Annotated in this window: 25 protein-coding genes; 13 read left to right on the top strand and 12 right to left on the bottom strand. The window is 57.9% G+C overall.

Annotated elements, in window-relative coordinates; translation table 11 throughout:
- The first annotated feature begins 73 nt into the window (after window positions 1-73).
- The gene (locus tag AB8804_RS14220; RefSeq protein WP_371187185.1) at window positions 74-1,108 is read left to right on the top strand and encodes an AI-2E family transporter; all 1,035 of its coding nucleotides are present in this window, start codon (window positions 74-76) and stop codon (window positions 1,106-1,108) included.
- Between the two features lie 9 nt (window positions 1,109-1,117).
- Here AB8804_RS14220 and AB8804_RS14215 read toward each other — a convergent pair whose 3' ends face one another.
- Window positions 1,118-2,065 (bottom strand): zinc-dependent alcohol dehydrogenase family protein, encoded by a 948-nt coding sequence (locus AB8804_RS14215; RefSeq protein WP_371187183.1) that lies wholly within the window; start codon window positions 2,063-2,065, stop codon window positions 1,118-1,120.
- 176 nt (window positions 2,066-2,241) lie between these two features.
- Here AB8804_RS14215 and yajD point away from each other — a divergent pair, with 176 nt between their 5' ends.
- On the top strand, window positions 2,242-2,586 hold the full coding sequence (gene yajD, locus AB8804_RS14210) for an HNH nuclease YajD (RefSeq protein ID WP_371187181.1): 345 nt from the start codon (window positions 2,242-2,244) through the stop codon (window positions 2,584-2,586).
- A gap of 52 nt (window positions 2,587-2,638) precedes the next feature.
- Here the strand turns inward: yajD and umuC are convergent, their stop codons facing one another.
- From umuC to AB8804_RS14180, 6 genes are all read right to left on the bottom strand, one after another.
- A complete protein-coding gene (gene umuC / locus AB8804_RS14205) occupies window positions 2,639-3,901 on the bottom strand; it encodes a translesion error-prone DNA polymerase V subunit UmuC (RefSeq protein ID WP_371187179.1) in 1,263 nt (420 codons plus the stop codon).
- Entirely contained in the window at window positions 3,885-4,319 is a 435-nt protein-coding gene (gene umuD / locus AB8804_RS14200; RefSeq protein ID WP_371187177.1) for a translesion error-prone DNA polymerase V autoproteolytic subunit, read from the bottom strand. The genes umuC and umuD overlap by 17 nt, the downstream gene beginning before the upstream one ends.
- A 140-nt stretch (window positions 4,320-4,459) precedes the next feature.
- Window positions 4,460-4,603 carry a cyclic diguanylate phosphodiesterase (EAL) domain protein gene (locus AB8804_RS14195; RefSeq protein WP_371187175.1) on the bottom strand — a complete coding sequence of 48 codons (144 nt, stop codon included), beginning with the start codon at window positions 4,601-4,603 and terminating at the stop codon, window positions 4,460-4,462.
- Window positions 4,581-4,952, bottom strand: coding sequence for a hypothetical protein (locus tag AB8804_RS14190; protein WP_371187173.1), 372 nt, complete (start codon window positions 4,950-4,952; stop codon window positions 4,581-4,583). Before AB8804_RS14190 ends, AB8804_RS14195 begins: the two co-directional genes overlap by 23 nt.
- A 167-nt stretch (window positions 4,953-5,119) precedes the next feature.
- Entirely contained in the window at window positions 5,120-6,508 is a 1,389-nt protein-coding gene (locus tag AB8804_RS14185) for a M24 family metallopeptidase (protein ID WP_371187171.1), read from the bottom strand.
- Window positions 6,509-6,510: 2 nt separating this feature from the next.
- A complete protein-coding gene (locus tag AB8804_RS14180) occupies window positions 6,511-7,377 on the bottom strand; it encodes an aldo/keto reductase family oxidoreductase (RefSeq protein ID WP_371187169.1) in 867 nt (288 codons plus the stop codon).
- Between the two features lie 142 nt (window positions 7,378-7,519).
- Here AB8804_RS14180 and AB8804_RS14175 point away from each other — a divergent pair, with 142 nt between their 5' ends.
- Window positions 7,520-9,184, top strand: coding sequence for a methyl-accepting chemotaxis protein (locus AB8804_RS14175; protein ID WP_371187167.1), 1,665 nt, complete (start codon window positions 7,520-7,522; stop codon window positions 9,182-9,184).
- Window positions 9,185-9,227: 43 nt separating this feature from the next.
- Here the strand turns inward: AB8804_RS14175 and smrA are convergent, their stop codons facing one another.
- Window positions 9,228-9,791 carry a DNA endonuclease SmrA gene (smrA, locus tag AB8804_RS14170; protein WP_371187165.1) on the bottom strand — a complete coding sequence of 188 codons (564 nt, stop codon included), beginning with the start codon at window positions 9,789-9,791 and terminating at the stop codon, window positions 9,228-9,230.
- Between the two features lie 541 nt (window positions 9,792-10,332).
- Between smrA and ogt the strand changes: the two genes are divergently transcribed.
- The 3 genes from ogt to uspE all read left to right on the top strand — a co-directional run bounded on the left by ogt (window position 10,333) and on the right by uspE (window position 12,873).
- Entirely contained in the window at window positions 10,333-10,848 is a 516-nt protein-coding gene (gene ogt / locus AB8804_RS14165) for a methylated-DNA--[protein]-cysteine S-methyltransferase (protein WP_371187163.1), read from the top strand.
- Between the two features lie 183 nt (window positions 10,849-11,031).
- Window positions 11,032-11,784, top strand: a complete 753-nt coding sequence (gene fnr, locus AB8804_RS14160; protein WP_181623341.1) for a fumarate/nitrate reduction transcriptional regulator Fnr — start codon at window positions 11,032-11,034, stop codon at window positions 11,782-11,784.
- Window positions 11,785-11,922: 138 nt separating this feature from the next.
- Window positions 11,923-12,873, top strand: a complete 951-nt coding sequence (uspE, locus tag AB8804_RS14155) for a universal stress protein UspE (protein WP_371187160.1) — start codon at window positions 11,923-11,925, stop codon at window positions 12,871-12,873.
- Window positions 12,874-12,996: 123 nt separating this feature from the next.
- Here uspE and pntB read toward each other — a convergent pair whose 3' ends face one another.
- Window positions 12,997-14,385 carry a Re/Si-specific NAD(P)(+) transhydrogenase subunit beta gene (gene pntB / locus AB8804_RS14150; protein ID WP_371187158.1) on the bottom strand — a complete coding sequence of 463 codons (1,389 nt, stop codon included), beginning with the start codon at window positions 14,383-14,385 and terminating at the stop codon, window positions 12,997-12,999.
- A gap of 10 nt (window positions 14,386-14,395) precedes the next feature.
- Window positions 14,396-15,925: a Re/Si-specific NAD(P)(+) transhydrogenase subunit alpha gene (pntA, locus tag AB8804_RS14145; RefSeq protein ID WP_371187156.1), complete on the bottom strand. Its 1,530-nt coding sequence runs from the start codon at window positions 15,923-15,925 to the stop codon at window positions 14,396-14,398.
- A gap of 536 nt (window positions 15,926-16,461) precedes the next feature.
- Between pntA and ydgH the strand changes: the two genes are divergently transcribed.
- From ydgH to folM, 3 genes are all read left to right on the top strand, one after another.
- Window positions 16,462-17,406 (top strand): DUF1471 family protein YdgH, encoded by a 945-nt coding sequence (ydgH, locus tag AB8804_RS14140; RefSeq protein ID WP_371187154.1) that lies wholly within the window; start codon window positions 16,462-16,464, stop codon window positions 17,404-17,406.
- A 189-nt stretch (window positions 17,407-17,595) separates the two neighbouring features.
- The gene (locus tag AB8804_RS14135) at window positions 17,596-18,978 is read left to right on the top strand and encodes an amino acid permease (RefSeq protein WP_371187151.1); all 1,383 of its coding nucleotides are present in this window, start codon (window positions 17,596-17,598) and stop codon (window positions 18,976-18,978) included.
- Window positions 18,979-19,017: 39 nt separating this feature from the next.
- Window positions 19,018-19,740 (top strand): dihydromonapterin reductase, encoded by a 723-nt coding sequence (gene folM, locus AB8804_RS14130; protein ID WP_371187325.1) that lies wholly within the window; start codon window positions 19,018-19,020, stop codon window positions 19,738-19,740.
- Here folM and AB8804_RS14125 read toward each other — a convergent pair.
- Window positions 19,737-20,072, bottom strand: a complete 336-nt coding sequence (locus AB8804_RS14125) for a GlpM family protein (RefSeq protein ID WP_371187323.1) — start codon at window positions 20,070-20,072, stop codon at window positions 19,737-19,739. The genes folM and AB8804_RS14125 overlap by 4 nt on opposite strands.
- A gap of 128 nt (window positions 20,073-20,200) precedes the next feature.
- Between AB8804_RS14125 and rstA the strand changes: the two genes are divergently transcribed.
- From rstA to tus, 4 genes are all read left to right on the top strand, one after another.
- Window positions 20,201-20,917 carry a two-component system response regulator RstA gene (gene rstA / locus AB8804_RS14120; RefSeq protein ID WP_371187149.1) on the top strand — a complete coding sequence of 239 codons (717 nt, stop codon included), beginning with the start codon at window positions 20,201-20,203 and terminating at the stop codon, window positions 20,915-20,917.
- Between the two features lie 249 nt (window positions 20,918-21,166).
- Complete coding sequence (locus tag AB8804_RS14115) at window positions 21,167-21,427, top strand: hypothetical protein (protein WP_371187147.1); 261 nt, start codon at window positions 21,167-21,169, stop codon at window positions 21,425-21,427.
- Between the two features lie 71 nt (window positions 21,428-21,498).
- Window positions 21,499-22,797 carry a two-component system sensor histidine kinase RstB gene (gene rstB / locus AB8804_RS14110; protein ID WP_371187145.1) on the top strand — a complete coding sequence of 433 codons (1,299 nt, stop codon included), beginning with the start codon at window positions 21,499-21,501 and terminating at the stop codon, window positions 22,795-22,797.
- A gap of 73 nt (window positions 22,798-22,870) precedes the next feature.
- Window positions 22,871-23,800 carry a DNA replication terminus site-binding protein gene (gene tus, locus AB8804_RS14105; protein WP_371187143.1) on the top strand — a complete coding sequence of 310 codons (930 nt, stop codon included), beginning with the start codon at window positions 22,871-22,873 and terminating at the stop codon, window positions 23,798-23,800.
- Here the strand turns inward: tus and fumC are convergent, their stop codons facing one another.
- Window positions 23,801-25,195: a class II fumarate hydratase gene (fumC, locus tag AB8804_RS14100; RefSeq protein WP_371187141.1), complete on the bottom strand. Its 1,395-nt coding sequence runs from the start codon at window positions 25,193-25,195 to the stop codon at window positions 23,801-23,803. It abuts the gene before it with no gap.
- Between the last annotated feature and the right edge of the window lie 64 nt (window positions 25,196-25,259).

Here is a 25,259-nt window from a genome sequence, read left to right as displayed (position 1 = left end):
CGTTTGATTTTGGTTAGTTTATTGCGAGGCGGTTAGGCTCTATTATAAATAAAAAGATTAATCAGGAATTTCCATGGCCAAACCCATCATTACGCTGAACGGGCTTAAGATCGTTATTATGCTGGGCATGCTGGTGATCGTTCTCACCGGCGTTCGCTTTGCCGCCGACATCATCGTGCCCTTCATTCTGGCGCTGTTCATTGCCGTGATCCTGAACCCGCTGGTGCAGCGCATGGTTCGCCTGCGCATTCCGCGCGTGCTGGCGATTACGCTGCTGATCGGCATTATCATTTGCGCCATGGTGCTGCTGGTGGCGTATCTTGGCACCTCGCTGAACGAGCTGGCGCGCACCCTGCCGAAATACCGCTCCTCGCTGGCGGTGCCGCTATTGCAGCTCGAGCCCTGGCTGCAGCGCGCGGGGATTGAGATCTCCGTTGAAGAGCTGCTGAAGTATGTCGATCCGAATGCCGCCATGACGCTCGTCACCGGCCTGCTGGCGCAGCTTTCCAACGCGATGACGTCGATATTTCTGCTGTTTCTGACGGTGGTGTTTATGCTGCTGGAGGTACCGCAATTGCCCGCCAAGCTGCAGCAGATCATGGTCCGTCCGGTGGAAGGAATGGGGGCCATTCAGCGGGCGCTGGACAGCGTCTCTCGCTACCTGGTGTTGAAAACGGCCATCAGCCTGGTGACGGGGCTTGTCGTCTGGGCGATGCTGGGCGCGCTGGACGTGCGCTTTGCGTTTGTCTGGGGGCTGCTGGCCTTCGCGCTCAACTATATTCCCAACATCGGTTCCGTGCTGGCGGCCATACCGCCGATCCTCCAGGTGCTGGTGTTCAGCGGGCTGTATGATGCGCTTGTCCTGTTGGCGGGCTATCTGGCGATTAACCTCGTTTTCGGCAACATACTGGAACCGCGGATGATGGGGCGCGGCCTCGGGCTCTCCACGCTGGTGGTGTTCCTGTCGCTGATTTTCTGGGGCTGGCTGCTCGGCCCCGTCGGCATGCTGCTCTCCGTTCCGCTGACCATTATCGTGAAGATTGGCCTGGAGCAAACGGAAGGCGGGCAAAGCATCGCCATCCTGCTGAGCGACATGAGCCACAAATAGCGCGCGGGCTCAGTCCTCCATCGACAGCATGGGCTTGCTGAGCCTTCCGGCCTCGCGGTACGCGCCCAGCGCCGCCCGCCATTCCGCCAGCGGGAACAGCGTCGCGTCGCTGTACCGGCTGGCGCGAAGCTTAGGCCAGATCGCCGTGAACTGCGCCTGCCAGGCCGTTGCGTCTAACACCTCCAGGTAGTTGCGAATATGAAACCATTCCACGCGCGGCAGCGCCTGGCGCTGGCGGAACGTCTGCCCGGAAAGCAGCCCGTAGCAGACAAAAATCCCCTGCTCCGGCATGAGGCTCAGAATGGTTTCGGCCAGGCCGCCGCCGGTGGCGTCATACGTCACCTCCGCGCGCGCGGCGGCTTCGCAAACGGCAGAAACATCATCCTGTGCGATCGGGATAATCCCCATCGCGGCCAGCCTGTCGGCATGAATCGGGGAACGATGAACACCGTAGACCGCCTGCGCCCCCGCGTTCAGCGCCCACTGGCCGAGCAGGATGGCGCAGTCCGATCCGGCAGCGGTTAAGAGCACCGTTTTACCCCGCGGCGAATAGCGCGTGAGCATCATCTGCGCGGCGAGCGGATTGATATACGCCCGCGCGGCGCGCAGCGAATCCATCTCTTCGGGAACGGGGATCGCATACTCAGCCGGGCAGTCGACCACGCGCTGCCACGTCCCCTGCCCGCGCAGCGGCAGCACGCGCCTGCCCAGCAGATGCGCGTAATCCCCGGGCGCGTCTGTCACTACGCCAATGCCTTCGTATCCGGCGACGGCGGGCAGCGTCGTCCGGTGGCGATACGCGCCGGTAATGGGGATCAGATCGGAGGCGTTCACGGGAGAAAACAGCATGCGCACCCGAAGATGCCCTGCCAGCCGCGCCGCGGGCACAGCGGTTTCAGCCTCCAGAACGACGTCAGGCTCGCCGTAACGGCGATACGTAAGAGCAATATTTTCCATGGCGGTCACGCGGTACATCTCACTTTATGGATTCGATAGCCTGCGCATTGTAATCCACGCGCCGGAGATTTGGCACGGCCAGCGCGCGGCGGCGATCGCTTCATCCCGCCCTCGCTTTGCGCTATTCTTACGCTTTCGTCCCCCGAAGGGACCCTTCGTCACAGGTAACATCGGCCATGGCCCTAATCCCAAGAAACTACGCGCAGCTCGAAAGCGGCTACCGTGAAAAAGCCCTGAAAATTTATCCGTGGGTATGCGGACGCTGCTCGCGCGAATTTGTTTACTCAAACCTTCGTGAACTCACGGTTCACCATATCGATCACGATCATACCAATAACCCGCCCGACGGCAGCAACTGGGAGCTGCTGTGCCTGTTCTGCCACGATCACGAGCACTCCAAGTACACCGAAGCCGACCAGTACGGCACCACCGTCGTAGCGGGTGAAGATGCGCAGAAGGACGTGGGCGCGGCCACGTACAATCCGTTTGCCGATTTAAAGTCGATGCTCAATAAAAAGTAAGGCTGTACGCGAGCTGCCTGTACCGCGGGTGCAGGCAGAGCCCGGCGCAGCGTTATTTCGCTATCGGCAAATCCGCATACCGCGTCGTATACGCCGGAGAGAGCATTTCACGCTTCATTTTCCAGGCTTTCTCAATGCCCTGCCCGGCAAACCACACCTTGCCTTTTCCGGAATGATTCAGGCAGTCAATCACGTCCATTAATGCCGCGCTGTTGGCCTGCGGCTGCTGGGCATCGAACAAATTCAGCTGCGCAACGCCGCTGCTGAAAAAATCGGCCAGCATCACGCCCGCCTTCATGTAGCGATATCCCTCGAGCCATATGCGATCCAGCGCCGTCGTCGCAGCGCGGATGATATCGCGCGTGTCATTCGACGGGGTCATGAGTATCGTTGACGCCTGGTTGCCGTAATAGACCTCATTGTCCGCATGCGGGCTGGTGCGTAAGAAGACGCTGATGAGGCGGCAGTGCTGGCGTTCCCCGCGCAGCTTTTCCGCCGCGCGCTCCGCGTACGCGCAGATGGCCTGGTGCATCTCAACGTATTCCGTAATGCGGTGCCCAAACGAGCGGCTGCAGACGATCTGCTGTTTGGTGGGGGCAAACTCCTCCAGCCCTAGGCAGCACTCGCCGCGCAGCTCGCGCGCCGTGCGTTCCAGGACAACGTTGAAATGCTTTCTAAGCACCCATAGCGAGCTTGCCGCCAGATCCTGCGCCGTCGCGATCCCCATGGCGTTAAGCTTTTTGGTGATGCGCCGCCCTACGCCCCACACCTCGTCAACGGGGACGACCGCCAGCAGCTTGCGCTGCCGTTCGGGGCAGGATAAGTCGACAACGCCGCCCGTCGAAGGCCATTTTTTGGCCGCGAAGTTCGCCAGCTTTGCCAGGGTTTTCGTCGGGGCAATGCCCACGCCCACCGTCAAACCGGTGTTTTTATAGACGCTATCGCGCATTTGACGCCCAAATGCCTCCAGCGACATACAGTTGCCGACGCCCGATACGCTGACGAAGGCCTCATCGATGGAGTAAATCTCAATCGCCGGAGCCATATCGGCCAGCGTCTGCATCACGCGGCTGCTGAGATCGGCATACAGCGCGTAGTTCGAGCTAAACACGTAAACCTGCAGCGGATAGCCCTTCTCTTTGAACTTGAAGTAGGGTTCTCCCATTTTGATGCCGAGCCGTTTCGCTTCCCGCGAAAGCGAGATGATGCAGCCGTCGTTATTGGAAACCACCACCACCGGCTTTCCCTGCAGATCCGGTCGAAACACCGTCTCGCAGGACGCGTAAAAGCTATTGACGTCAACCAGCGCGAACATGTTTATACGTTTTCAGCGTGTGGGTGACGACGCCGAAGATCTGCAGCTCATCTTCGGACTGAAAGAGTATGGGCTTATAGCCGGGATTGTGCGGCACCAGGCGAAGCGCGGGGCGCGTCTGCAGCTCCTTTACCGTGAACTCTCCGCCAACCGACGCCACGATGATGTCGCCATGCCCGGCGGTCAGCGATCGGTCGACCACCAGCAGATCGCCGTCGCCGATCCCCGCCCCAATCATCGAGTCTCCGCTCACCTTCACAAAATAGGTCGCGCTGGGGTGTCTGACCACCAGCCGGTTAAGGTCGAGACGCTCTTCCACATAGTCCTGCGCGGGGCTCGGAAAGCCGCAGGCAACGCGCTCGACGAACAGCGGGAGCTCCACGTTTTGCTCTGGCTGATAAGAAATGAGAGTGCTCATAAATGTCCTTTTCACTGCATACTGTATTTATATACAGTATTACGGATATCGGCCAGCGATCAAGCCGCTTTCAGGGGGATGAAGCCAAACGCATTGAAGTGTGGGGGATTTAATTTCGACAGGGCAAATCGTTTGGTCAGTTATTCAACAATCACCTTCACCCTGGGCTTCGACAGCAAAATGTGTATCAAACCGGCAAAAGGGACTGCCTTAAAGAAATAGTATCCCTGCTGGAAGGTAATGTTGTTCCGGTTGAGGTAGTCAAGCTGGGCGCGGGTTTCCACGCCTTCGGCGACGATGCTGATAGAGAGCTTTCGCGCCAGGCTGATAAAACGGAACGATTTCCCCTTTTGCAATCGCGCGGCGAAGCGACTCCTCGGGAAGCGTTTTTTTGTTCAGGTATTTGTAGACGACATAGGCAGAGAGGCAGGCGATGAGCAGCAGAAAGAGCAGGATGCCGCCCCCCTGCCTGACCAGCCTCTGCACGCTCAGCATCGGAGGGTGATTGTATTCAATGCTGTACGGGTCGCCCGCAGCCGCGACGCGACCCACGCCCGCCGCTGGCGCAGGCTCCGTCGACACCTTGCCCGACGCGTCCATAACGCTGTGGCCCACCCGTAGCGTATAGGCCACGCCTTTGAAGGGAATATCCAGCGCCTCCTGAAGCGACGGCGGCGGCGAGCGGGATCAGGACATTGCGCATGGATGGCGCTTCCGTGTTTTACCGTGCGAATACAGAGAGCATGGCCGACAACGTTAAAAATAACCATGCTCTCTATTACAGATTTGCCGACGGGCATTTAGCAGGTAAACGCGTTTTCCTTTGCGAGGAAGAAAGGCCGTAAATACGCCACCGTATTAGAGAGCGGAATAACGTCTTCGCTCAGGTGAATCTTAAGCACGTCGCGGATATAGCGCCTGCGGGCTTCGATGCGCGCCCAGAGTTCGGGATAATCACGCTGGATCTCCGCCTGAAGCTCACGATCCGCCAGGGCGATGCTCTCTTCCGCGCTGGTCCCGGTATAGCCCTTCACGGAAGGAATGATATCGATTTGCAGGATCATGCCGCTTTTCAGCGTTTGCACGGAGCGGTCAAAAATGGGGGATGACATCCACTCTTCGTCCGCGCTCAGGTGGCCCGGATTAAGGTGCCAGCCGTATTTTTCTTTCGGCAGCACGGCCTCAACCAGCGAATATATCTCGCCGCCCGTCATGCCGATGCGGATATTTTCAAGCCAGGCGACGACGGCCGCAAAATAGGGCCTGGCGACGCGGTCGAGATAATCTTTCTGGGTATCCGGCAGCTCGCTTTCATCGGCAATCACGAACCCGGTGCGGCTGGATAGTCCGCCCTTAAAGCCGGTCGTCATCGAAAGCGGCTCGCCGCGCCGTATCGGCCTGTGCGTCGGGTACAGGTTGGCTTTTTCAAAGCGCGGCCCGCCGGCGGCAATGGTCACGACCGAATGATATTGCCCTTCCGCCGCAAGCGCCGCGCCGAGGTCAGCCTCGCGAACGCCCGGCTCCACCGCGTTCATGGCGTTAAGCATGCAGGTCGAGGCAAGATTCGCGCCGTATTCGTAGTGGGCTATTTCGTTGGCATTATTCGTTACGCGCGCGCCGATATCGCCGTCAATAAAAAGATGCGTCGCGTTTTCAAGGACGGCGATCTCTGAAACGCTGCGGCGAATAGCGTCGACAATAAAATAAGGCAGGTCGAAAAGCTGCTTATTATCCGCGTGCGCGGAGGTAAACATTTTCCAGCCCACTAGCCCAACGCGCTGCATTGCCCCTAAATCCGTTTCCCGCAGCAGCGTTTCGAGCGGAATATCATTTTCCATGGGCTGGTTAGGCAGCGAAAAATAAGGGCTGTGCTTTAGCGTAACCGGAATACGGCAGTGTGCGGCCATCTTCAGATTTTCATTGCCGAGAATAACGGTCGCCTCTCCGCTATTTTTGATAATTAACAGCCCCTCTTCAAAGCGGGGAATAAAACCGGTCAGATATTCAAAGTTCGCGCCGTGCTCCTTGTCGGCATAAATAATTAGCGCGTCAAACTCTTCGGCTGCCATTCGGGCAAGAATAGCGTCCTTTCGCGCCTGAAGGGTCGCGTCCGTGAGCGGAACGGGCGCCACGTCGGAGGATCCGCGCGGCGCGGTCGTTGCCTGAAGCTTTACTGCCTTAAAATCCATATTTACTCCACAAGTGCGTTCAGCGTGTCGAGGGCTTCCTGAGGTAACACCAGATCCGCCGCCGCCAGGTTTTGCCGCAGATGCGCCACGGAAGAGGTGCCTGGAATGAGCAGAATATTCGGCGAGCGCTGGAGCAGCCAGGCCAGCGCGACCTGCATCGCCGTCGCGCCCAGCGAATCGGCCACGGCCTGCAGCCCGGACGATTGCAGCGGCGTGAAGCCGCCCAGCGGGAAGAACGGCACGTACGCAATGCCCTGCTGCGCCAGGGCGTCGATGAGCGCATCGTCGCCGCGGTTCACGATGTTGTACATGTTCTGCACGCAGACGACGGACACCGTCTTCTGCGCTTCGGCCACCTGCGCGGCGGTCACGTTGCTCAGGCCGATATGGCGGACCAGCCCCTGCTGCTGTAGCTCCGCCAGCGCGGCGAGCGGCTCGGCAATCGATCCCTCCGCCGGGCCGTGCGCGCTAAACATGATCCGCAGGTTAACCACGTCCAGAACGTCGAGCTGCAGATTGCGCAGGTTGTCGTGCACGGCCTGCGTCAGCTCCTGCGCGGAAAACGCCGGCAGCCAGGCAGCATCGGCGCCGCGCCGCGCGCCGATTTTCGTCACGATCGTCAGGTCGTCACGGTAAGGATGGAGCGCCTCGCGGATAAGCTGGTTGGTCACGTGCGGGCCGTAAAAATCACTGGTATCGATATGGTTTACGCCCAGCGCCACCGCTTCGCGCAGCACTTCCAGCGCCGCGTTTTTATCCTTCGGGGGACCATAAACGCCGGGGCCTGCAAGCTGCATTGCGCCATAGCCGAGTCGCTTAACGGTGCGCGAGCCTAACGTCCAGGTACCGCTTTTCTCTGTGCTGCTCATGGTGACCTTCCTCATTAAAAAAATTTGGGTTTACAAGAGGTTCCGCTGCGGAACCATTAGTTAAGCAATAGTTAAATTAAAGTTTAATTTCGCTACGACGATAGTAGTTGTGTAACCCCTGCCAATATGACGGACGACCGCTATGCTGAAAAATCTGCACGTGATTACCGGTATTATTTTTGCTCTCACCATATTCTGTCTGCTGCAAGTTGTCACGGGCGGCTTGTTCTATTCCGCCGTCAACAACGACCGACTTAACTTCCAGAACTCCGGGGTGCTAAACGCCCAGCAGGAGAGCCTGAGCGACAGCGTTAACACGCTGGTGAAAACGCGCGTGACCGTCACCCGCGTGGCGATTCGCTATCTGAAAAACCAGCGCGATCCGGCGTCTCTGGAGGCCATCAATACGCTGCTGGGCACGGCCAGCGACTCCCTGACCAAAGCGGAAGCCTATTACGGCGCCTGGCAAAAAATACCGCAGGTGAACGGCCAGAACGCGGCGCTCACGCAGGAGATGCAGAAATCCTGGAGCCAGATGCATGAGGTGATGCGCCTGTCGATTCAGTACCTGCGTGCGGATAACTATCAGGCCTACGGTGACCTGGACGCCCAGCAGGCTCAGGATGATATGGAGGCGGTCTACACCCGCTGGCGCGCGGAAAACAACACCCTGCTTAAGGCCGCCGCCGAGGAGAATCAGAGCAGCTTTAATCAGATGCAGTGGACGCTCGCGGGCATTTTCCTTGCCGTTATCGCCGTGCTGGTCGTGATCTGGCAGGGCCTGCAGCACCTGCTGTTAAAGCCGCTGAAAACCATTATGGACCACATTCGCACCATCGCGGGCGGCGATTTGACGCACACCATTCCCCTCTCCGGCCATAACGAAATGGGCCAGCTGGCCGCCGGGCTGGACGAGATGCAGCAGTCGCTGGTGAGCACGGTGAGCGCGGTGCGCGGCAGCACCGACGCAATCTATACCGGTGCCGGCGAAATTGCGGCGGGAAGCAACGATCTCTCCGCCCGTACCGAACAGCAGGCCGCGTCGCTCGAGGAGACCGCCGCCAGCATGGAAGAGCTGACCGCCACGGTCAAACAGAACTCCGACAACGCGCGCCAGGCGACGCTGCTGGCCAAAAACGCCTCCGATACCGCCGCCCGCGGCGGCCGCGTGGTGGATAACGTGGTGCGCACGATGACCGAAATCGCCGACAGTTCGCAGCAAATCGCCCACATCACCGGGGTGATCGACAGCATCGCCTTCCAGACCAATATCCTGGCGCTTAACGCCGCGGTAGAAGCCGCCCGCGCCGGAGAACAGGGCCGCGGATTCGCCGTGGTGGCGGGTGAAGTGCGCACGCTGGCAAGCCGCAGCGCGCAGGCGGCAAAAGAGATCAAAGGGCTGATTGAGAACTCCGTAAACCGGGTCAATACCGGTTCCGAGCAGGTCAGCGAGGCGGGCGATACGATGAAGGAGATCGTCGCGGCCGTCACCCGCGTGACCGATATTATGGGTGAAATTTCATCCGCGTCCGACGAGCAGAGTCGCGGAATTGAGCAGGTGAGCCTGGCGGTATCGCAGATGGACAGCGTCACCCAGCAGAACGCCGCGCTGGTGCAGGAGTCCGCAACGGCCGCCGCAGCGCTGGAAGATCAGTCCGAGCAGCTGCGCCAGGCCGTCGCGGCGTTTCGCCTGAACGTCAAGGAAAACGCCGCCACGCCGCGTGCAGCAGCCATTAAAACGCCGCAGCTCCTGCGACCGGCAGCCGCCAGCGCGGGCACCGGCGATAGCCACTGGGAAACGTTCTGAGTGAATGCGCGGGCGAGGAGCATCGCCCGCGTGTATCGGGAGCCTAGCGGCTGCGCTTGGCGTGCCGCTCCCAGTTCTCGTGCTTAGCTTCATCTGATTTACGCAGCGATACGTAGCACGCCCCGCTGCCGCCGTGATGCGGCAGCGCCACGCAGAACGCCTGCACATCGTCAAACTCCGCGAGCCAGCGCGCCAGATAGCTGCGCACCACGTTAGGATGGGCGTTTTGCTCGCGCCCTTTACCGTGAACGACAATCAGATTGCGTAACCCGTCGCGGCCTGCCTGGCGAATAAAGGAAAACAGCATCTGTCGGCACTGCTCAACGGGCTGGCGTAGCAGGTTCAGACTGGCCTGGCGGGAGTATTTACCTGCACGGAGCTTATCAATTACCCCCTGCTGAACGCCCTCGCGCTGAAACGCCAGCGGCTCATCCAGCGGCAGCAGTTCCAGAAAACCGAGGGTCAGGAAGTTATCCAGCTGCTCGGTGTCGATCTCCTGGCGAGGACGCGCGTTGCGGCCCGGCTGCCAGTGAATATCCGCGCAGCGCTTCAGGGGCTGGACATCCTCCATGGCGTCAAGAAAAAGGGATTTGTCGTCAGGGTTCATGGAAATCCTCCGGCTACATCTGAGCCTGTACTATACCCGCGCCGGGAGCGCGCCTCAACGGCCTACAGCTTTTATTATATAAGCAATATTTCTCAATCAGGGATAAAGAATATATCAAATAAATTCGTGAATACATTAAACAGAACTTAACTTAAATTTCAGCGGCAATAAAATATATAATTTAAGTTAAAAATACGTGAAATCAGTCACTCAATCTCCTTTCATTTTGGCAATAAGCTGTTATAACTAAATACACCTGCCTGACGGACAAAACTCGCGGGATATGCGAAAGGATATACTGCTGTGTGTACTGTAGGGTCTGTTTGATGTCGACAGACTCTATTTTTTTATTTTCTTATTTAATTTCGCCGTTATTTATTGCCCTCCTCTTTATAATGCTCCCGGATATATCGCTCAATTATCATAAAGTAAATGAAACTTACCATTTCAGAGTATGGCTGATAGCGCCGCTGGCGTGATATTGTGGCGTTCTGCCAACGGGATCGCGGAAAGATCCGGGGCCGTATAAAAGGATAAGAGGATGCTGAGATTACTCGAAGATAAAATCACCACCCCGCTCGGGCCGCTGTGGATTCTCGCGGACGAGCAGTTCAGCCTGCGCGCCGTCGAATGGGAAGAGCATAGCGACCGCATGGTGGAGTTACTCAACATTCACTATCGCGCCGAGGGCTATGAGCGAATTAGCGCGACTAACCCCGGCGGGCTGAGCGATAAGCTTGCGGCCTACTTCGAAGGCGATCTTGGCATTATCAACGAACTTCCCACCGCAACGGGAGGAACGCCGTTCCAGCGCGAAGTCTGGAGGGCTCTGCGTGCGATCCCCTGCGGGCACGTCATGCACTACGGCCAGCTCGCGGAGCAGCTTGGACGCGCAGGCGCAGCGCGCGCGGTGGGCGCCGCAAATGGCTCTAACCCCGTCAGCATTGTCGTCCCCTGCCACCGCGTGATTGGCCGCAACGGCACCATGACGGGCTATGCCGGCGGCGTGCAGCGGAAGGAGTGGTTATTGCGTCATGAAGGGTATCTTTTGCTCTAGACGCCAGGCTTTTAGTGCTTAATTTTCTTCCGCTTAGGCTAAAAATCCTTAATCAATCTGTGGAATATCAAAGAGATGGCAACGCGTTGCACTCTCTTGTTCTTATTGGCGGTTTGCCAGGCTTACGTACTTACCAAAAAGATGTTAAAATTGACCAATATCAATTAAGGCTTGAGCAAACCTATGATCCCGGAAAAGCGAATTATACGACGCATTCAGTCTGGCGGTTGTGCTATCCATTGCCAGGATTGCAGCATCAGCCAGCTCTGTATCCCGTTTACCCTGAATGAGCATGAGCTTGATCAGCTTGATAATATTATCGAGCGCAAGAAACCGATTCAGAAAGGGCAGACGCTGTTTAAGGCGGGAGACGAACTGAAATCGCTCTATGCTATCCGTTCTGGCACCATTAAAAGCTACACCATCACCGAACAGGGTGATGAGCAGATCACCGGCTTCCACCTGGCGGGCGATCTGGTTGGCTTTGACGCTATCGGTACGGGGCACCACCCGAGCTTCGCTCAGGCGCTGGAAACCTCAATGGTCTGCGAAATCCCGTTCGAAACGCTGGACGATCTGTCCGGTAAAATGCCTAACCTGCGCCAGCAGATGATGCGTTTGATGAGCGGCGAGATCAAAGGCGATCAGGACATGATCCTGCTGCTATCCAAAAAGAATGCGGAAGAGCGTCTGGCTGCCTTTATCTATAACCTCTCCCGCCGTTTCGCGGAGCGTGGTTTCTCCCCGCGCGAGTTCCGTCTGACCATGACGCGTGGCGATATCGGTAACTACCTGGGCCTGACCGTTGAAACCATCAGCCGCCTGCTGGGACGTTTCCAGAAAAGCGGTATGCTGGCCGTGAAAGGCAAATACATCACCATCGAAAACGGTGAAGCGCTGGCGATCCTCGCCGGTCACTCTCGCAACGTGGCATAACGCTCCCCGCTCCGTTGATGCCAGATCGATAAATTTTCGTAATTATTGATCTGGCAAAACCTCTCCCCCTGTTTCATTCAACATATATAGGTTACTCTTTGAATTACAGACTGTGGTGACAGTTGTAAGGAGACCTGTATGACAAAGTATCAAAACATGCTGGTGGCCATCGATCCTAACCAGGACGATCAACCCGCATTACGGCGTGCTGTGTATTTACATCAACGGATTGGTGGCAAAATCAAAGCGTTTTTGCCGATCTATGACTTCTCATACGAGATGACCACCCTTCTGTCGCCAGACGAACGTACCGCGATGCGTCAGGGCGTGATCGGTCAACGCACCGCGTGGATCCGCGAGCAGGCGAAGTATTACCTGGAAGCGGGCGTCCCTATCGAGATCAAAATTGTCTGGCACAACAGACCTTTCGAAGCCATTATTCAGGAAGTTATCTCCGGCGAACACGACCTGCTGCTGAAAATGGCGCACCAGCACGACAAGCTGGAGTCCGTTATCTTCACCCCAACCGACTGGCACCTGCTGCGCAAATGCCCTTGCCCGGTGTGGATGGTTAAAGACCAGCCGTGGCCGGAAGGCGGCAAAGCGGTCGTTGCCGTCAACCTGGCAAGCGAAGAGGATTATCACAATTCGCTGAACGAGAAGCTGGTGAAAGAGACAATCCAGCTTGCCGATCAGGTGAACCACACCGAAGTCCATCTTGTCGGGGCGTATCCGGTAACGCCTATCAACATCGCTATCGAACTTCCGGAGTTTGACCCGAGCGTCTACAACGACGCCATTCGCGGCCAGCACCTGCTGGCGATGAAAGCGCTGCGCCAGAAATTCAGTATCGACGAGAAAATGACCCACGTAGAGAAAGGCTTACCTGAAGAGGTGATCCCGGATCTGGCAGAGCATCTGCAGGCGGGGATTGTGGTGCTGGGCACCGTGGGGCGCACCGGCATTTCTGCCGCGTTCCTCGGCAACACCGCAGAACAGGTAATCGACCACCTGCGCTGTGACCTGCTGGTCATTAAGCCGGATCAGTACCAGACGCCGGTTGAGCTGGACGACGACGAAGACGATTAACCCGTTAGATGAAAAAAAACCGTCGGGGTACCGGCGGTTTTTTTTTGCCGGGTGGCGGCTTCGCCTGACCCGGCCTGCGTTTTTGGTAGGCCCGGTTAGCTTGCGCCACCGGGCCTTACCCTGTCAGAGTGATTTCAAAATTGCATCCACGCTGGCCTTGGCATCGCCAAACAGCATGTGGGTGTTCTCCTTGAAGAACAGCGGGTTTTGAACGCCAGCGTAGCCGGTGTTCATCGAGCGTTTGAAGACGATCACGTTCTGCGCCTTCCACACTTCCAGAACCGGCATTCCGGCGATTGGGCTGCGCGGATCGTCCTGCGCCGCCGGGTTCACGGTGTCGTTGGCCCCGATAACCAGCACGGTGTCGGTATCGGAGAAATCATCGTTGATTTCGTCCATCTCCAGCACGATGTCGTAAGGCACTTTCGCTTCCGCCAGCAGCACGTTCATGTGTCCCGGCAGGCGACCCGCTACGGGGTGAATACCAAAGCGCACCTTGATGCCGCGGGCGCGCAGCTTCTCGGTGATTTCCGCCACCGGATATTGCGCCTGCGCCACCGCCATGCCGTAGCCTGGGGTAATGATGACCGTGTGCGAGTTTTTCAGCATGTCCGCCGTCTCTTCCGCGCTGATTTCGCGGTGTTCGCCCGCTTCCTCATCGGAGCCGGTAGAAGAGCCGTCGGTACCAAAGCCGCCCGCAATGACGCTGATAAACGAGCGGTTCATCGCCTTACACATGATGTAGGACAGAATCGCACCGGAAGAACCGACCAGCGCACCGGTCACGATCAGCAGGTCGTTGCTCAGCATAAAGCCTGCCGCCGCTGCCGCCCAGCCGGAGTAGGAGTTCAGCATGGATACCACAACCGGCATATCCGCCCCGCCGATCGAGGCGACCAGATGCCAGCCAAACGCCAGCGCGATGATGGTCATCACCAGCAGGGCAAGAACCTGCAGGCCCACGCTTTCGGTGCGTACGAAGATCACCATTAGCAGGAAAGAGACCACCAGCGCCGCCAGGTTCAGCTTGTGGCGGTTAGGCAGCATCAGCGGTTTAGACGAAATCTTCCCGCGCAGCTTGCCGAACGCCACAATCGACCCGGTGAAGGTCACCGCACCGATGAAGATGCCGAGGAACACTTCGGTGAGGTGGATGTTGACCAGAATCGGCTCCAGGCCCGGTTCGTGATACAGGTAGCTGTTAAAGCCCACCAGCACCGCCGCCAGACCCACGAAGCTGTGCAGAATGGCTACCAGCTCCGGCATCTCGGTCATCTCGACGCGCTTTGCCAGACGAATACCAATCGCACCGCCGATGATCATCGCCACCAGGATCCACGCCACGTTGCCGGTGTCCGGCCCGAAGATGGTGGCAACCAGCGCAATCGCCATCCCGGCGATACCAAAGTTATTTCCCTGCTGAGACGTTTCGTGTTTGGAAAGTCCCGCCAGACTGAAAATAAACAGGATTGCAGCAACAATGTATGCGGCTGTAACTAATCCTCCAGACATATGCTACCCCTTAGCCTTTACGAAACATTTTCAGCATGCGCTGAGTCACGGTGAAACCACCGAAAATATTGATACTGGCGATCAGCACGGCAATAAAGCTCAGGAAGCTGATCCAGCCGCCGTGGCCAATTTGCAGCAGCGCCCCTACCACGATAATCCCGGAGATAGCGTTGGTAACCGACATCAGCGGCGTATGCAGCGCATGGGAAACGTTCCACACCACGTAGTAGCCCACCACGCAGGAGAGCGCGAAGACGGTAAAGTGGCCGAGGAACTCTTTCGGCGCCACGTCTGCCAGCCAGCCGAACAGGATGATGACCAGCGCCATGATGGCGTATTTGCGCCACGGCGAAGCCGGTTTTGCCGGTTCTTTAGGCTCTGGCGCGGCTTTCGGTGCGGCCTGAGGCTGCGCCGAAACCTGAATCGGCGGCGCAGGCCAGGTGATTTCACCTTCGCGCACCACCGTCACGCCGCGCACCACCACGTCGTCAAAATCAACGGTGATGTTGCCGTCTTTCTCTTTGCACAGCAGCTTCAGCAGGTTGACGAGGTTGGTGCCGTACAGCTGGGAGGATTGCGTAGGCAGACGGCCCGGCAGATCGGTATAGCCGATGACCTTCACGCCGTTGGCGGTGGTGGTCACCTGGTTTGGCACGGTGTACTCACAGTTGCCGCCGTTCTGCGCGGCCAGATCGACAATCACGCTGCCCGGCTGCATGGAATCCACCATTTCGCGGGTGATCAGCTTCGGTGCCGGTTTGCCAGGGATCAGCGCCGTGGTGACGATAATATCGACCTCTTTCGCCTGCGCGGCGAAAAGCGCCATTTCCGCTTTGATGAATGCCTCAGACATCACCTTCGCGTAACCGTCGCCGCTGCCCGCCTCTTCCTTGAAGTCCAGCTCAAGGAACTCGGCGCCCATACTTTGTACCTGCTCCTTCACTTCAGGGCGGGTATCAAAGGCGCGCACGATAGCGCCCAGGCTGTTCGCCGCGCCGATAGCGGCGAGACCGGCTACGCCTGCGCCAATCACCATCACTTTCGCCGGAGGAACTTTGCCCGCCGCGGTGATCTGACCGGTAAAGAAGCGGCCAAACTCGTGTGCCGCCTCAACGATCGCGCGGTACCCGGCGATGTTGGCCATAGAGCTCAACGCATCCAGAGACTGCGCGCGCGAGATGCGCGGCACGGAGTCCATCGCCATTACGGTCACGCCGCGTGCCGCCAGCTTTTCCATCAGTTCCGGATTCTGAGCAGGCCAGACGAAGCTCACCAGCGTGGTGCCCGCGTTCAGCAGCGCAATCTCACTCTCTTCCGGCGCGTTCACCTTCAATACGACCGGTGATTGCCACACCTCAGCACCGTCCACTATTTCCGCGCCAGCCTGAATAAAGGCTTCGTCGTCGAAGCTCGCCAGCTTGCCCGCGCCGCTTTCAATCGCGACGGTAAAACCCAGTTTACGCAGCTGCTCCACCGTTTTCGGCGTGGCCGCTACGCGGGTTTCATTGGCTAACCGTTCTTTTGGTACCCCAATACGCATAGTTTTCCCTTCCATCGGTTTTTGATGATGGTTTGTCGATAAATGCCCGCGGTCCGCGTCAGTTTTCACGCGAGTGATAACGGCGAAGGATGATGAACCCCGGAAAATTAAACAGTAACAAACTTTCTATAACCTACTGAAAATAGCGCCCGCGATCTACCGCCTGAAAACACTATTTCTTACTTTATCTGTGAAAAATAGGCGTTCGGCGTCGCTGACAGCGATATTAACCTTTAAATCATTGCCAGAACCGATAGATCGCGCAAGCGAGGCGGTAAAAACATGATATAGCGCCATAAGAGAACAACTCATTAACATTAAATTAACTTGTAAAAGTCATATGCTTTATCAGTTTTGCTTGTCAAACGTCTGTTTTTTCAATATATGAGCAAATGTTATCGAATCGCGTCCGGTCATGGGCACAGGGTGTGAAAAATGGCGCAGACAGCGACGGGAGATAAATGCCATAATCGAGACCGTTTTCAAATTAACAACAATACCAGTACATGGTTTGCGCAAGGCGAAGGACTATTTTTATGAAGCTTAAGAACACACTCCTGGCGTCCGCTCTTCTATCTGCGACCGCCCTGTCTGCGAATGCCGCGACAGAGTTAACGCCGGAGCAAGCGGCAGCGTTAAAGCCGTTTGACCAGACGGTCATTGTGGGTCGTTTCAACTCCATCGGCGACGCGGTTAACGCGGCATCAAAAGCCGCTGACAAAAACGGCGCCGCCTCATTCTACGTGCTCGATCAATCCGATCAGGGCAACAGCGGCAACCAGCGCGTGACAATCGCGCTGTATAAAGAGAACGCGCCGTCGGCCGATGAGCCGAAAAATCGCGTGATTAACGGTATCGTTGAGCTGCCGAAAGATCAGGCCATTGCGCTGGAGCCGTACGATACCGTGACCGTGCAGGGCTTCTACCGCAGCCAGCCGGAAGTTAACGACGTTATCACTAAGGCCGCGAAGGCGAAGGATGCTTACGCGTTCTACATCGTGCGCCAGGTTGATGCGAACCAGGGCGGCAACCAGCGTATTACCGCGTTCATCTACAAAAAAGATGCGAAAAAACGCGTGCTGCAGAGCCCGGACGCTATCCCTGCTGACTCCGACGCGGGCCGCGCGGCGTTAGCGAAAGGCGGAGAAGAAGCGAAGAAGGTTGAAATCCCTGGCGTCGCGACCACGGCGTCACCGAGCGCTGAAGTGGGCCGTTTCTTTGAAACGCAAACCACCAAAGGCGGCCGTTACACCGTCACGCTGCCGGACGGCACTAAAGTTGAAGAGCTGAACAACGCCACCGCTGCGCAGATGGTGCCGTTCGACAGCATCAAGTTCACCGGCAACTACGGCAACGGTACGGAAGTCTCTTACCAGGTTGCCAAGCGTGCGGCGAAGAAAGGCGCGAAGTTTTACCACATTACCCGCCAGTGGCAGGAACGCGGTAACAACATGACCATCAGCGCCGACCTGTACAAATAACGAAGCGGTTTCATCAGGGGCAGCGCCATGCTGCCCCTTTTTTTGTCCCTTTTATATGAATTTCTGTTGCATATCATTGCATGCCTCCACGACTCTCCGTAAAATTCCGCGCCTTAGTGTGATCCACCATTTTTATGCGCCTGTGCGAAATAATTATTCTGGATTTGGACCTTTCATAACAGGAAGCCAATGGAAAAGAAACTTGGCCTGAGTGCTTTAACTGCACTCGTTTTAAGCTCAATGCTGGGCGCGGGCGTATTCAGTTTGCCGCAGAATATGGCAGCAGTCGCCAGCCCTGCCGCGCTGCTGATTGGCTGGGGCATTACCGGCGTGGGGATCCTGCTGCTGGCCTTTGCGATGCTGCTGCTAACGCGCATTCGCCCCGATCTTGACGGCGGTATTTTCACCTACGCGCGCGCAGGCTTCGGCGAGCTGATTGGCTTCTGCTCCGCCTGGGGCTACTGGCTGTGCGCGGTGATCGCCAACGTATCCTATCTGGTGATCGTCTTCTCGGCGCTCAGCTTCTTTACCGATACGCCCGAGCTGCGTATTTTCGGCGACGGCAATACCTGGCAGTCCATCGTGGGCGCATCGGTGCTGCTGTGGATTGTCCATCTGCTTATCCTGCGCGGCGTTCAGACCGCAGCCAGCATCAACCTCGTGGCGACGCTCGCCAAGCTGGTGCCGCTGGGCCTGTTTATCGTGCTGGCGTTTATCGCCTTTCGCCTGGACGTCTTTAACCTTGACTTCACCGGCCTCGCGCTTGGCGTTCCCGTCTGGGAACAGGTGAAAAACACCATGCTGATCACCCTGTGGGTGTTTATCGGCGTGGAGGGCGCGGTGGTGGTTTCCGCCCGCGCGCGCAACAAGCGCGACGTGGGCCGCGCCACGCTGCTGGCCGTGCTGGCGGCGCTGGGCGTTTACCTGCTGGTCACGCTGCTCTCGCTCGGCGTGGTGGCGCGTCCTGAGCTTGCCGAAATGCGCAATCCGTCAATGGCCGGGCTGATGGTGAAAATGCTCGGCCCGTGGGGCGACGTGGTGATTGCCGCGGGGCTGATTGTCTCCGTGTGCGGCGCCTATCTGAGCTGGACGATCATGGCGGCGGAAGTGCCGTTCCTGGCCGCGACGCACAAGGCGTTTCCACGCCTGTTCGCGCGCCAGAATAAAAACAATGCGCCGTCGGCGTCGCTGTGGCTGACCAACATCAGCGTGCAGGTCTGCCTGGTGCTGATCTGGCTCACAGGTTCGGACTATAACACCCTGCTGACCATCGCCTCCGAGATGATTCTGGTACCCTATTTCCTCGTCGGCGCGTATCTGCTAAAAATCGCGACCCGACCGGCGCACTATATCGTCGGTGTCGGTGCCTGCGTTTACGGGCTATGGTTGTTATATGCTTCCGGCCCGATGCACCTGCTGCTGTCAGTGGTGCTGTACGCGCCGGGCCTGCTGGTGTTTATCTACGCTCGTCGTACCCACCAGCTGGAAAACGCGCTCAAGCGCCGCGAGATGGCGTTGATTGGATTGTTACTGGTTGCCGCCGTGCCGGCAACGTGGATGCTAATGGGATAGCGAAGCCTTTCCCATTGTTGAACTGAAATGGAGAAAATGATGGGAAACGCACAGCAACGCCCAATTTTGATTACCGGTGGAGGCCGACGCATCGGCCTCGCCCTCGCCCATCACTTCCTCAACCTCCGCCATCCGGTCATCGTCAGCTACCGCAGCGAATACCCTTCCATTGAGGGGCTGCGAAAAGCGGGTGCTATCTGCATTCAGGCCGATTTTTCCACGGACGACGGCATTCTCCGCTTTGCCGAGCAGGTAAAATCGAAAACCGGCGGGCTGCGGGCGATAATTCATAACGCCAGCGCGTGGCAGGCAGAAACGCCCGGCACCCCGGTCGGTGAAACGCTCGCCTGCATGCTGCAAGTCCACGTCAACGCGCCCTACCTGCTCAACCATGCTCTGCAGGATCTGCTGCGCGGCCACGGGCACGCGGCCGGGGATATTATTCACTTTACGGATTACGTCGTGGAGCGCGGGAGCGACAAGCATATTGCCTATGCGGCCAGCAAGGCCGCGCTGGATAATATGACCCGCTCGTTTGCCCGCAAGCTGGCGCCGGAGGTCAAGGTGAACGCCATTGCTCCGGCGATGATCCTGTTTAACGAAGGCGATGACGCGGAGTACCGCCAGCAGGCGCTCAATAAGTCGCTGATGAAAATCGCGCCCGGAGAAAAAGAGGTGATCGACCTGGTCGACTACCTGCTCACCAGCTGCTACGTCACCGGCAGAACCTTTGCGGTAGACGGCGGGCGCCCGCTGCGCTAGTGGAAGCGGCTCCAGAAGAAGATTAAGACCCAGGCGCTGAGGCTCCAGCAGACCACCGCACCGCACAGCGCCACGGGCAGGCGCATAAAGCCGGTGAAGTACCACAGCGACAGAAGATACAAAAAATAGGGAATAATCGACCACATGCCGAACACGATGGTGGCGCGCAGGGCCTCGATGCCGCGCTCTGACGCCACGATATAATGCGCAATCAGCGCAAAGGTCGGGAACAGCGGAATCAGCCCGGCAATGTAGTAATTTTTCGTTTTCGCCAGCACGCCAATCAGCAACACCACCAGCGCCCCCAGCGCGGCTTTGAGCAGCAGTCCCATCATTTTTCCTATAACTTTCAAGTAACAATATGACGCAGCATAGCGGAACCGGGGTTAATTTTGAAAGATTAATGGCAGGTTAAGGTTTCGCGGTGTATGTTGGCATTTTTCGCGATAACAGACGCTGTATGAATAAGATTGTTTATGTGGAAGACGAGCCAGAGGTTGGGCAGCTGATTGCTGCCTATCTTGGCAAACATGATATGGACGTTATCGTGGAGCCTCGCGGCGATCGCGCCGAAGAGGTCGTTTCCCGCGAAAATCCGGATCTGGTGCTGCTGGATATCATGCTGCCGGGTAAAGACGGGATGACGCTCTGCCGCGATCTCCGCGCCCGGTGGGACGGTCCTATCGTGTTGCTGACCTCGCTGGACAGCGACATGAACCATATTCTGTCGCTGGAAATGGGTGCCAACGACTACATACTGAAAACCACCCCGCCGGCCGTGCTGCTTGCCCGCCTGCGCCTTCATCTGCGCCAGCGTGCCAGCAGCGAGCGCGAAGCCCCCGCGTCGTCACTCACGCCGCATAAAGCGATGCGCTTTGGCACCCTCTCCATCGATCCGGTGAACCGCCAGGTGCTGCTGTCCGGCGAGCTTATCGCGCTTTCAACGGCAGATTTCGACCTGCTGTGGGAGCTGGCTACCCATGCGGGACAGATTATGGACCGCGATGCGCTGCTGAAAAACCTGCGCGGCGTCAGCTACGACGGGATGGACAGAAGCGTTGACGTGGCGATTTCGCGCCTGCGCAAAAAGCTGCTGGATAACGCTACCGAGCCTTACCGCATCAAAACCGTGCGTAACAAAGGCTATCTCTTTGCGCCGCACGCCTGGGAAACATGATTGCGCAAATGGCTCCTTGCTAATATGGCTAGATGTTGCATAATTGTATCGTACACCTCCTACCACTTTGAGGGTCATGCAAGCAGGCGCGCCATATACAAGGAGCCGCTTCTGCCGCTCCCCCCATCACAGCTTCACGATTATCACGATAGCGTGAAATATCCTCTCCACGTCAAGCATGACGTCATCGGAGAGGCCCAGTTCTTTTTTTCACAAAAATCTTGAAATGAGGATTTAAGCCCATGACATATGTATAGCTACGAACAGGTAGAAGCCATCAAAACCAACCTCGAATGGATTGTTAACCAGTCCTCCGTTAACCATCCGTTCCCCTCTAATGCCGACAAAAGAACCCTTTTGAGCCTGCTGGAGCTCATTCAGGCGTACGAAATACTTCTTGAACTCATCAAAGAATTTGGAATTTCCGTGATTGATAGTGACGTCGCGGAAGGCTTATCGTTCACGGAAACGTTCATCACCAAAATTAAAAGCAGGACACATGCAATGTAGGTATGATCGGCCGTGCCTGGACGAAGGGTTCGTCCGGCAAGGTCGTAAATACATTCATTCGGTGATACCTCATGAAAAAGCTGTTCGTGCAGTTTTATCTTCTGCTGTTTGTCTGCTTTCTGGTGATGACCATGCTGGTCGGGCTGGTCTATAAGTTCACCGCCGAACGGGCGGGACGCCAGTCCTTGGACGACCTGATGAAAAGTTCGCTCTACCTGATGCGCAGCGAGCTGCGGGAAATTCCGCCGCACGACTGGGCGCGGACGATGAAAGAGCTGGATTTAAACCTGTCATTCGATCTTCGTATCGAACCGCTGAAGAATTTCGACCTGGACGCTCCTGCCATGCAGCGCCTGCGTGACGGCGACATTGTCGCGCTGGATGAAAAATACACCTTTATTCAGCGTATTCCCCGCAGCCACTACGTGCTGGCCGTCGGACCGGTACCTTATCTCTATTATTTACACCAGATGCGGCTGCTGGACATGGCGCTGCTGGCCTTCATCGCCATTTCCCTCGCCTTCCCGGTGTTCATCTGGATGCGCCCGCACTGGCAGGATATGCTGAAGCTGGAGTCCGCCGCGCAGCGTTTTGGCGAAGGGCATCTGGCCGAGCGGATACATTTCGACAGCGGGTCCAGCTTCGATCGCCTGGGCATTGCGTTTAACCAGATGGCGGACAACATCAACGCGCTGATTGCCAGCAAGAAACAGCTGATTGACGGTATCGCCCACGAGCTGCGTACCCCGCTGGTGCGCCTGCGCTACCGCCTGGAGATGAGCGAGAACCTTACCGAGGCGGAATCTCTGGCGCTCAATCGCGATATCGGCCAGCTTGAAGCGCTGATTGAAGAGCTGCTGACCTACGCGCGCCTGGACAGGCCGCAAACCGAACTCAATCTCACCACGCTGGATCTGCCCGTCTGGATACAAACCCACATCGATGACGTTCAAAGCGTTAACCCACAGCGCAGGCTGCTGACCGCCCTCGCACCGGGAGATTACGGAGCGCTGGATATGCGCCTGATGGAGCGCGTCCTGGATAACCTGGTCAACAACGCCATGCGTTACAGTGTCACAACCCTGCGGATCGGCCTGGATCTGCAGGGAAGCCAGGCCACGCTGACGGTTGAGGACGATGGCCCAGGCATTGCCGCCGAGGAGCGCGAGACGGTGTTTGAGCCGTTTGTACGCCTTGACCCCAGCCGGGACCGCGCCACGGGCGGCTGCGGCCTTGGGCTGGCGATTGTGCACTCCATCGCACTGGCGATGGGCGGTTCCGTACGCTGCGGCGAAAGCGAACTGGGCGGCGCGTGCTTCACCTTTCACTGGCCGGTTTACCACAACATTCCCCTTCCCATTCCTGCCTGACCCAAACCGCACGCTGGCCTGACCCGGCGTGCTGTGCTATACCGTAAGTATGTTGTAACTAATGAGAGGCATTATGGCGACTTACGATCTCATCGAGCGGCTGAACACCACCTTCCGGGAAATAGAACACGCGCTGCTTACCCTGACGGAGCATTTGCAGAGCTGTCGGCTGCTGGCCGCGCGCGTTTTTTCCCTGCCCGACGTGGCGAAAGGCGCTGAGCACGATCCGCTGGCGACCATCGAGGTGAAACAGCATATCGGCAGCACCGCGCTGACGCTGGCGCTCGCGCACTATCGTCATCTGTTTATTCAGCAGCAGTCGGAAAACCGCAGCAGCAAGGCGGCGGTGCGCCTGCCCGGCGTCATCTGCCTGCAAACCGATGCGCAGGCCCGGGAGTCGCTGGAAGCGCAGATCGCGCATATCAACGCCCTGAAAGCCGCGTTTGAAAAAATGGTGACCGAGGAGTCAGGCCTGGCACCTGCCGCCCGCTTCGAATGGGTGCACCGCCAGCTGCCGGGGCTGATCACGCTAAACGCCTACCGCTCGCTGACGGCGCTGCGCCGTCCCGCCACGCTGCGCTTTGGCTGGGCCAACAAGCACATCATTAAAAACTTCACCCGCAATGAGGTTCTCGCCCTGCTGGAAAAAAGCCTGAGAGCGCCGCGCACGGTGGCACCGTGGTCGCGCGAGCAGTGGATTGAGCGTCTGGAGCAGGAGTATCACAGCATTGCATCACTGCCCGCCGAGGCGCGCCTCAAGATTAAGCGCCCCGTGAAAGTGCAGCCCATCGCCCGCGTCTGGTATTCCGGGGAACAAAAGCAGGTGCAGTATGCCTGCCCGACGCCGCTAATTGCGCTGTATGACGAAGATCAGGGGGCCGTAGTGCCGGATATTGGCGAGCTGCTGAACTACGATGCCGAAAACGTTCAGCATCGCTATAAGCCGCAGGCGCAGCCGCTGCGTCTTATTATTCCGCGGCTGCACCTGTACGTTGCAGAGTAACTATTTCAGGCTTCCCACCATCGCTTCCGGCCGGACCCAGGCGTCAAACTCGGCCTCCGTCAGGTAGCCGAGCGACAGCGCGGAGGCCTTGAGCGTGAGCCCCTCTTTGTGCGCCTTTTTGGCGATCTCCGCGGCTTTGTCGTAGCCGATATGGGTATTGAGCGCCGTCACCAGCATCAGCGACTCGTTCAGCAGCTGGCTGATGCGCTCGCGGTTTGGCTCAATGCCGACCGCACAGTGCTCGTTAAAGCTCTCCATCCCGTCCGCCAGCAGGCGCACAGATTGCAGCACGTTGTGGATCACCATCGGGCGATAGACGTTAAGCTCGAAGTTGCCGGACGCGCCGCCCATATTCACGGCCGCGTCGTTACCCATCACCTGGCAGCAGAGCATGGTCATGGCTTCGCACTGGGTCGGGTTGACTTTCCCCGGCATGATCGAGCTGCCCGGCTCGTTTTCAGGAATGCTGATTTCGCCGATGCCGCAGCGCGGGCCGGAGGCCAGCCAGCGCACGTCGTTGGCGATTTTCATCAGCGACGCCGCCAGCCCCTTCAGCGCGCCGTGGGCGTGGACCAGCGCATCGCAGGTCGCCAGCGCTTCAAATTTATTCGGCGCGGTGACAAACGGCTGTCCGGTAATCGCCGCCAGCTCTGCGGCAACGCGCACCGCGTACTCCGGATGGGTATTTAGCCCGGTGCCGACCGCCGTACCGCCGAGGGCCAGCTCCGACAGGTGCGGCAGGCCATGCTCGATATGCTTCAGGCTGTGCTCCAGCATCGCCACCCAGCCGGAGATCTCCTGGCCGAGCGTCAGCGGCGTGGCGTCCTGTAAATGAGTTCGGCCAATTTTGACGATATCGCGGAAGGCCTGCGCCTTCTCATTGAGCGTGGTTTTGAGAACGTTGAGCTGCGGAATAAGCTGCTCGCGGATAGCAATGACCGCCGCCACGTGCATCGCGGTCGGGAACACGTCGTTAGAGCTTTGGCTTTTATTGACGTCGTCGTTCGGATGGATTTTACGCTCCACGCCGCGCACGCCGCCCAGCAGCTCGCTGGCCCGGTTCGCCAGCACCTCGTTCATGTTCATATTGCTCTGGGTGCCGGAGCCGGTCTGCCAGATGGCGAGGGGAAATTCTTCGGGATGTTTACCTGCCAGCACTTCGTCGGCGGCGTTGATGATGGCCGAGGCTTTTTCCGCCGCCAGCAGGCCGAGATCCTGATTCACCTTAGCCGCCGCGCGTTTGGTCAGCGCCAGCGCCTGAATCAGCGAAACGGGCATCTTCTCGGTTGAAATGCGGAAATGCTCCAGCGAACGCTGGGTTTGCGCGCCCCACAGCCTGTCGGCCGGAACCGCGATGGCGCCCATTGAATCTTTCTCATGGCGTACCGTTGTCATTACTTTCTCCTTGATAATAAAGATGGGATTGCTCACAGGCTTAAGGGATAAGTATTGATGACTT

The organism is Enterobacter sp. KBR-315C3_2022, from assembly GCF_041399425.1.
Lineage (GTDB): Bacteria > Pseudomonadota > Gammaproteobacteria > Enterobacterales > Enterobacteriaceae > Enterobacter.
Note: the sequence above shows the minus strand (reverse complement) of the source record. Positions and strands in the feature narration are given on the sequence as shown.